Origin of the sequence: Desulfovibrio sp. 1188_IL3213 (assembly GCF_036763145.1) — a bacterium.
In the GTDB taxonomy this organism is placed as follows: Bacteria; Desulfobacterota; Desulfovibrionia; order Desulfovibrionales; family Desulfovibrionaceae; genus Desulfovibrio.
The window spans coordinates 47,868-54,330 of the sequence record NZ_JBAIYR010000001.1 but is presented as its reverse complement, the minus strand read 5'-3'; the positions used below and the strand labels follow the sequence as shown (position 1 = coordinate 54,330).

Sequence of the window (6,463 nt, the reverse complement as noted above, 5' to 3'; positions counted from 1 at the left end):
GTCTACGGCAGCCGTCGGGGCCGCTGCCGTTACCAGACCGGCTCCGGCTCTCAGCGCGGCACGCGAGGCCAGATGCGCTGCACCGCCATCTCCCGGCGCACCGCCGAGAACCAGCACATGACCAAAAATGTTTTTAAAGCTGGTTTCAGGCAGACTGTCGGAAGAACCAAGCCGCGCAATGCAGCGCCCATCTATAAGATAGGCAGAGCAGGGCGTTTGGTGGCGCACTATTGTCGGGATGCCGATGTCGCATACGTGTACCCGTCCTGTCCAGGGGCGGGCGCAGGGAAGAGCCAGCCCCGGCTTGCCCGCGGCAAAGCTTGCAGTGACCGTAGCCCGGACAGCTTCGGGCTGCGGCAGACCGGTGTGCGCATTCAGGCCGGAGGGAATGTCCAGCGCCAGCACCAGCCGCTGTGCGGCAAGGCTGTTGATGGTTTCGATAAGGGTCAATGTCTGTGGGCGCAGCACCCCGCTGAAGCCCGTCCCCACAATGCCGTCAACAATAATATCAGGCAGATTGTCTGTGGGGAGACGCCACTTGCCCCTGCTTTGGCGCAATGGGAAAAAGGGAACGCCCGAGGCTCTGGCAATGGCGACATGTCTGGCGCATGCGCCCTTGCAGTGGCTCAGCGCTTTTGCGTGGAGCACCAGGGGGCGGGCGTGTGCATCAAGAAGCTGGCGCGCAAGGCAGGCAGCATCGCCGCCGTTGTTGCCGCTGCCCATGAAAAGCCATATGCTTTTTCCCGTCAGATCCGGGCAGTGGCGACGCAGAACATGCAGCGCCGCGCGTGCGGCATTTTCCATAAGCAGGATTTCCGGCAAACCGAGAGCCGCCGCGTCCTTGTCCCAGGCGCGTAATTCTTGCGGCAAGGGCAGCGGAGGGAAAAGGGGCGGATCGCAGACAAGCCCTGTCATTACAGCGCCTCCAGGACTACCACGGCCACAGCAGAGGAGCGGTCATGGCTGATGGTTACATGACAAGCGGTCACGCCCATATCCCGGGCGCGTTGCAGGGCTGCCCCATGCAGCCGCAACTGCGGTTTGCCGCCGGGAGTTGCCACGGTTTCCACAAGAGCGGGACCGATGCCCTGGCTGAAACCCGTACCCAATGCCTTTACGGCAGCCTCTTTGGCTGCAAAACGTCCGGCTACGTAGTTGACGGTCAGCGCGGGCATGGCAGACAGCTCTTCTGGGCCGAGAATTTTTTCGGCAAAGCGGCGTCCGAAGCGCGCGAGGTTTTTTTCTATGCGCGCAAGTTCAACAATATCAATGCCCAAGCCGACAATCATGCTCCGTCGCTCCCTTGTGAAAAAAAGTGTGTTCCAGGGGCTAGGCCCCTAAAGGGCTGGTTGCCCAATGAAAAAAAATGTCGTATATGCGGCCATTCGGAAAACTATTTTGACCCGTTCCCGGCTGTAAGGTCAAGAGCGCAGCCAGGTTTGGACGCAGGAGAACGTCATATATGAAACTGTGCATTATCGGCACCGGCTATGTTGGCCTGGTCAGCGCCGCATGCTTTGCGGAAATGGGCAACACCGTAACGTGCGTTGATGTGAATCCCGAGGTGGTAAAAAAGCTGAATGCGGGATCCGTGCATATATTTGAACCGGGCCTTGAACCGATGGTGCGCCACAGCCGCGCTGACGGCCGGTTGACGTTCACCACCAGTCTTGAAGAAGGCATTGCTCAGGCCGATTGCGCTTTTATCTGCGTCGGCACACCGCCACAGCCTGATGGTTCGTGCGATTTGAGCTTTGTGCGGCAGGTTGCCTGCGAAATCGGCCAATATATGCAGAAAGATATGGTCGTCGTGGACAAGTCCACCGTACCCGTAGGAACGGCGGATGAAGTGCGCGGCATTATTAAAAAAGAATTGGAAAAACGTGGCGCTGACCTGCGGGTGGACGTGGTTTCCAATCCCGAGTTCCTTAAGGAAGGCGACGCCATTGCCGACTTTATGAAGCCCGATCGTGTGGTCATTGGCACGGATTCGGAGAAGGCCGCCACACTTATGCGCGAGCTTTATTCGCCTTTTGCCCGTACGCGGGACAAAATCATTGTCATGGGCGTGCGCAGCGCAGAGATGACCAAGTATGCGGCCAACTGCATGCTCGCCACAAAAATTTCATTCATTAATGAAATTGCCACCATATGTGAACAGGTGGGCGCGGATGTGCGCGATGTGCGCACGGGCATCGGCTCGGATTCTCGCATCGGCTATCAGTTCATTTACCCCGGCGTGGGGTACGGCGGTTCGTGCTTCCCCAAAGACGTGAAGGCCCTTATCCGCACTGCGGAAAGCGCCGGTGTCGAGCCAAGGCTGCTTAACGCGGTTGAAGCCGTCAACGCCAGGCAGAAAAAATACATGGCTGCCCGTGTGGAAGGGTATTTTGCGCCTCAGGGCGGCGTGGCTGGCAAAACCCTGACCATGTGGGGATTGGCTTTCAAGGCCAATACCGACGACATGCGCGAAGCCGCCTCCATTACCATTATTAATGAGCTGACGGCCAAGGGCATGAAAATTCGTGCGTTTGACCCTGTTGCCGCTGACAATGCCCGGAATATTTTTGCGGACAACAAGCTGGTGGAGATCGTGGACGATCAGTACGCGGCCTGCCAGGGAGCACAGGGACTTATGGTTGTGACGGAATGGAACCAGTTCCGCAATCCCGACTTTGAAAAGGTTCGCGGGCTGCTCACAGCCCCCCTGCTGTTTGACGGGCGTAATCTGTATTCGCCTTCTGCCATGGCCGAGCGCGGCTTCGCCTATTTCTGCATTGGCCGGGCCAATGCCTAGCTCATAGCAGTGCCGGGTTTAATAGCCTTGCAGCAAGGGGGTTGAACGGATTACGTTCAATCCCCTTGTTTATCTGTGAAAGGCGCCTGTTGCCGCGCTGGGGCAGGGTGCAGGGCGACAGTCGGACCCTGTCCTGCGAACTGCCGATCGCCCCTCGTGCTGGAAAAAATCGCAGAACGGGCCATTCATCCATGCATGCATGCGTGCGTGCCGCTGTCCGGCAAGCGGAAAAACGGGAAGTACGGCTCCCGGCATATGCGCTCTCCATGCGGTCTGGCGCAGGGGTTCTACGCATTGCATGCCCGGCGCTGCTGGAGTATACCGACCAGAGTGAACAAACCTATTTTATTCAGGCAAGAAATTATGCAGCAGACAAATCTTGTTCATGAAAATGCCAATAAGCTTCATGAGCAACAGCTCAGCCTTTTATATGAGCTTGCGCAGATCATGAATTTTACGACAGATTTGACTCAGGCTCTGGATAAGGCGCTAAAACTTATGGCTCGGCAGCTGCACATGATGCGCGGGGCCATAACCCTCATTTCGCCGCATACCGGAGAAATACGCACTGAGGCAGGTTATGGGCTGAAGCCCGCAGAGTTGCGCCGTGGCCGCTATGTGCGCGGTGAAGGCATTACGGGCAGGGTCATTGAGAGCGGGCGACCCATGTACATCTCCAATGTGTCTGAAGAGCCGCTGTTTTTGAACCGTACCCGTTCGCGCGATTTGAACAAGGAAGGCATTTCTTTCATATGTGTGCCCATTCGCCTCAACGATCAGGTGGTGGGCGCTCTTTCCGTGGATCATCTGTTGGTGGACGATGCTACCCTGGAAGATGAAATGCGCCTTCTGACCATAGTGTCCACACTGCTTGGCCATGCCGCGCTGGAAAGTCAGGGGCGTATGGACGAAGAAACTTCCTCCCCTCTGCGGCCCAGAGGCTTTGTGGGTAATTCCGAAGGAATGCAAAAGGTTTATGCCCAGATAGCCCAGGTGGCTCCTTCAGTGACAACCGTTTTTCTTCAGGGTGAATCAGGCACGGGCAAAGAGCTTGCCGCCCGTGCCATTCACGCCGGCAGCGCCCGTGCCGGCAAGCCATTCATCTCGCTCAATTGCGCGGCCTTGCCGGAAAACCTCATAGAGAGCGAACTGTTTGGTCATGAACGCGGGGCATTTACCGGGGCCAGCGCCACGCGCAAGGGGCGGTTTGAACTGGCCCACGGTGGTACCCTGTTTCTGGATGAGGTGGGCGAGTTGTCGCTCATGACCCAGGCCAAGCTTTTGCGTGTCTTGCAGGAACGCGCTTTTGAGCGCCTGGGTGGTATGGATACGCACTATGTGGACGTGCGTTTTATTACTGCCACCAACAGAAACCTTGAACACATGGTCGCCAAGGAAAGTTTCCGCCGCGACCTTTTTTATCGCTTGAACGTGTTTCCCATCTACCTGCCTCCGCTGCGCGGCCGCCCTGAAGACATACTTCCGCTTGCCAACCATTTTATCCGAAAATTCGCCCAGGCCAATGGACGGGAAAATGTGCGCCTTTCCCTGGCTGTGATGGACATGTTGCAACGATATGCCTGGCCCGGAAATATTCGTGAACTGGAAAACGTCATGGAAAGGGCGGTGTTGCTTTTGGGCCGTGAAGGTCTTGTGCTGCCGCAGCACCTGCCCCCGGCTTTGCATGGCGCGCACTGCGCCGGCATGAATGGAGAAAACGCCTGTGCCGCGCGCCCGGGCTTTTCCGGCAGCCTTCAGGACCAGCTGGATGAGCTTGAACGGGCCTCCATCGTGGAAGCGCTGGAGTTCAGCCAGGGGCAAATGGGCAAGGCCGCTGCGAGCCTTGGCCTTACGGAGCGGATTATGGCCCTGCGCATGAAAAAGTATGATATCAGCTACAAGGAATTTCGTCCCAAGCATAACCGTTCATAGTGTGGTGTCGTTTCTGCTGCCATATTGTCTCAAAAGACTATAAAGGGCATAAAATTACAGATTTGTAGTTTTATGCCCTTGTTCTTTATGGGGTGCTTTTAATAAAAAATCTATTTATTATATATCATTATAATGATTTTGATGCGCAAAAAAGCAAATCGGACATGAAAAGCAACAAAAATGTATAAAATTATAATATATTGATATAATTTATTTAAATTTAAATTTTTCCAATAGCACGGTTTTCACTGTGCTCACATGTCTTTTTTTCTACAAAAACGTAAAAAATTTCATATTTTTTCAACCAGCCACCACAGCCAGTCACAATACCATAAAATAAATATCCTTCAATATCAGAGCATTGCAAATGATCTCCTCCCTGCATTTGCCTTGGCACAGTTAATGCTTTTAGGGGGACAGGCAGCGATATTGTATCGTTGCTGCGGATCCGGCGCCGGGCCGCTGAAGAAATTCAGCAACACGCACCTCTTGTGCGTAATGATCAAGGACGCTCTATGAATACCCCTGATACTGCCTTTGTCATTATCTGCGCCGCCATGGTCATGCTCATGCTTCCGGCTTTGGCCCTGTTTTATGGCGGCCTTGTCCGCGCGAGCAATGTTCTTTCAACCCATATGTACAGTTACGCCTGTCTTGGGCTTGTTTCCGTGCTTTGGGCGCTTGTGGGCTACACGCTGGCCTTTGGCGATGATGTGGGCGGCCTGGTGGGAAATTTCAGGTTTGCCCTGCTCAACGGGGTAAACGGCAGTCCCGCCCCAATGGCCCCGCAGTTGCCGCATACGGTCTTTATGGGCTTTCAGTGCATGTTCGCCGTGCTCACCGTGGCCTTGATTTCGGGAGCCTATGCCGAACGTATGCGTTTTTCCGCCATGCTGCTTTTCTCTGCCTTGTGGCTCGTTTTTGTGTATGCCCCCGTGGCCCATTGGGTGTGGGGCGGTGGATGGATGGGCCGCATGGGCGCTCTGGACTTTGCCGGTGGCGCAGTGGTGCACATGTCTTCAGGAGCCGCGGCGCTTGCCTGCGCCCAGGCTTTGGGACCCAGAATTTCAACCGGATCAAGCCATGCTCCGCACAATCTGCCGTTAACGCTTCTTGGCGGCGGTATCCTCTGGTTCGGCTGGTTCGGCTTTAACGCCGGCAGTGCTCTGGCTGCGGGAACTCTTGCGGGGCAGGCGCTGGTCACCACGCACATGGCAGCGGCCTGCGGCATTCTTGGCTGGATAATCATTGAATGGAAGCACACGGGCAAGCCTACCAGTCTGGGAGCGATTTCCGGCGCTCTGGCAGGGCTTGTGGCAATCACCCCGGGTGCGGGCTTTGTGGAGGTGCTGCCAGCCATGCTCATAGGATTTATAGGCGGAATGGTGTGTTACGGCGGCGTGTTGCTGAAGAGCCGGTGCGGTTATGACGATGCCCTTGACGTTGTGGGCATACACGGCCTTGGCGGAACCTGGGGCGCGCTGGCTACAGGCTTGTTCGCCAGTGCGGCGGTCAACGGCGTGGACGGTCTTTTTTACGGCAATCCCGAGCAGGTGTGGATACAGCTTGTGTCCATCGCAGGAACCTGGGCGTTTGTTTACGTTGCCACCCGCATCATCGTTCGCCTTGTGGATGCCGTGGTCGGATTGCGGGTTGCTCCCGAGGAGGAATACAGCGGCCTTGATCTCGGTGAACACAATGAACGTGGCTATAATCTGTAATCCGGGAGAGGCA

Annotated in this window: 6 protein-coding genes; 3 read left to right on the top strand and 3 right to left on the bottom strand. The window is 55.9% G+C overall.

Going from position 1 to position 6,463, the window contains the following annotated elements; translation table 11 throughout:
- Both V6C16_RS00230 and V6C16_RS00225 read right to left on the bottom strand, forming a co-directional pair.
- A partial coding sequence (locus tag V6C16_RS00230) for an NAD(P)H-hydrate epimerase (RefSeq protein ID WP_333542706.1) occupies positions 1-915 on the bottom strand: 915 nt, incomplete at its 3' end.
- Complete coding sequence (locus V6C16_RS00225; RefSeq protein WP_333536475.1) at positions 915-1,289, bottom strand: holo-[acyl-carrier-protein] synthase; 375 nt, start codon at positions 1,287-1,289, stop codon at positions 915-917. The genes V6C16_RS00225 and V6C16_RS00230, both read right to left, overlap by 1 nt.
- 173 nt (positions 1,290-1,462) lie before the next feature.
- Between V6C16_RS00225 and V6C16_RS00220 the strand changes: the two genes are divergently transcribed.
- A complete protein-coding gene (locus V6C16_RS00220) occupies positions 1,463-2,797 on the top strand; it encodes a UDP-glucose dehydrogenase family protein (RefSeq protein ID WP_333536474.1) in 1,335 nt (444 codons plus the stop codon).
- Positions 2,798-3,160: 363 nt separating this feature from the next.
- Complete coding sequence (locus V6C16_RS00215) at positions 3,161-4,729, top strand: sigma-54 interaction domain-containing protein (RefSeq protein ID WP_333536473.1); 1,569 nt, start codon at positions 3,161-3,163, stop codon at positions 4,727-4,729.
- A 220-nt stretch (positions 4,730-4,949) separates the two neighbouring features.
- On the opposite strand, the gene V6C16_RS00210 is transcribed toward V6C16_RS00215, so the two are convergent.
- The gene (locus V6C16_RS00210) at positions 4,950-5,096 is read right to left on the bottom strand and encodes a hypothetical protein (protein WP_333536472.1); all 147 of its coding nucleotides are present in this window, start codon (positions 5,094-5,096) and stop codon (positions 4,950-4,952) included.
- A gap of 148 nt (positions 5,097-5,244) precedes the next feature.
- Here V6C16_RS00210 and V6C16_RS00205 point away from each other — a divergent pair, with 148 nt between their 5' ends.
- A complete protein-coding gene (locus tag V6C16_RS00205; RefSeq protein WP_333536470.1) occupies positions 5,245-6,450 on the top strand; it encodes an ammonium transporter in 1,206 nt (401 codons plus the stop codon).
- Positions 6,451-6,463: the final 13 nt, after the last annotated feature.

Coding starts and splice junctions, on each gene's coding strand:
- V6C16_RS00220 (WP_333536474.1), top strand. CDS start 1,463: ATGAAACTGTGCATTATCGGCACCGGCTATGTTGGCCTGGTCAGCGCC.
- V6C16_RS00225 (WP_333536475.1), bottom strand. CDS start 1,289: ATGATTGTCGGCTTGGGCATTGATATTGTTGAACTTGCGCGCATAGAA.
- V6C16_RS00205 (WP_333536470.1), top strand. CDS start 5,245: ATGAATACCCCTGATACTGCCTTTGTCATTATCTGCGCCGCCATGGTC.
- V6C16_RS00215 (WP_333536473.1), top strand. CDS start 3,161: ATGCAGCAGACAAATCTTGTTCATGAAAATGCCAATAAGCTTCATGAG.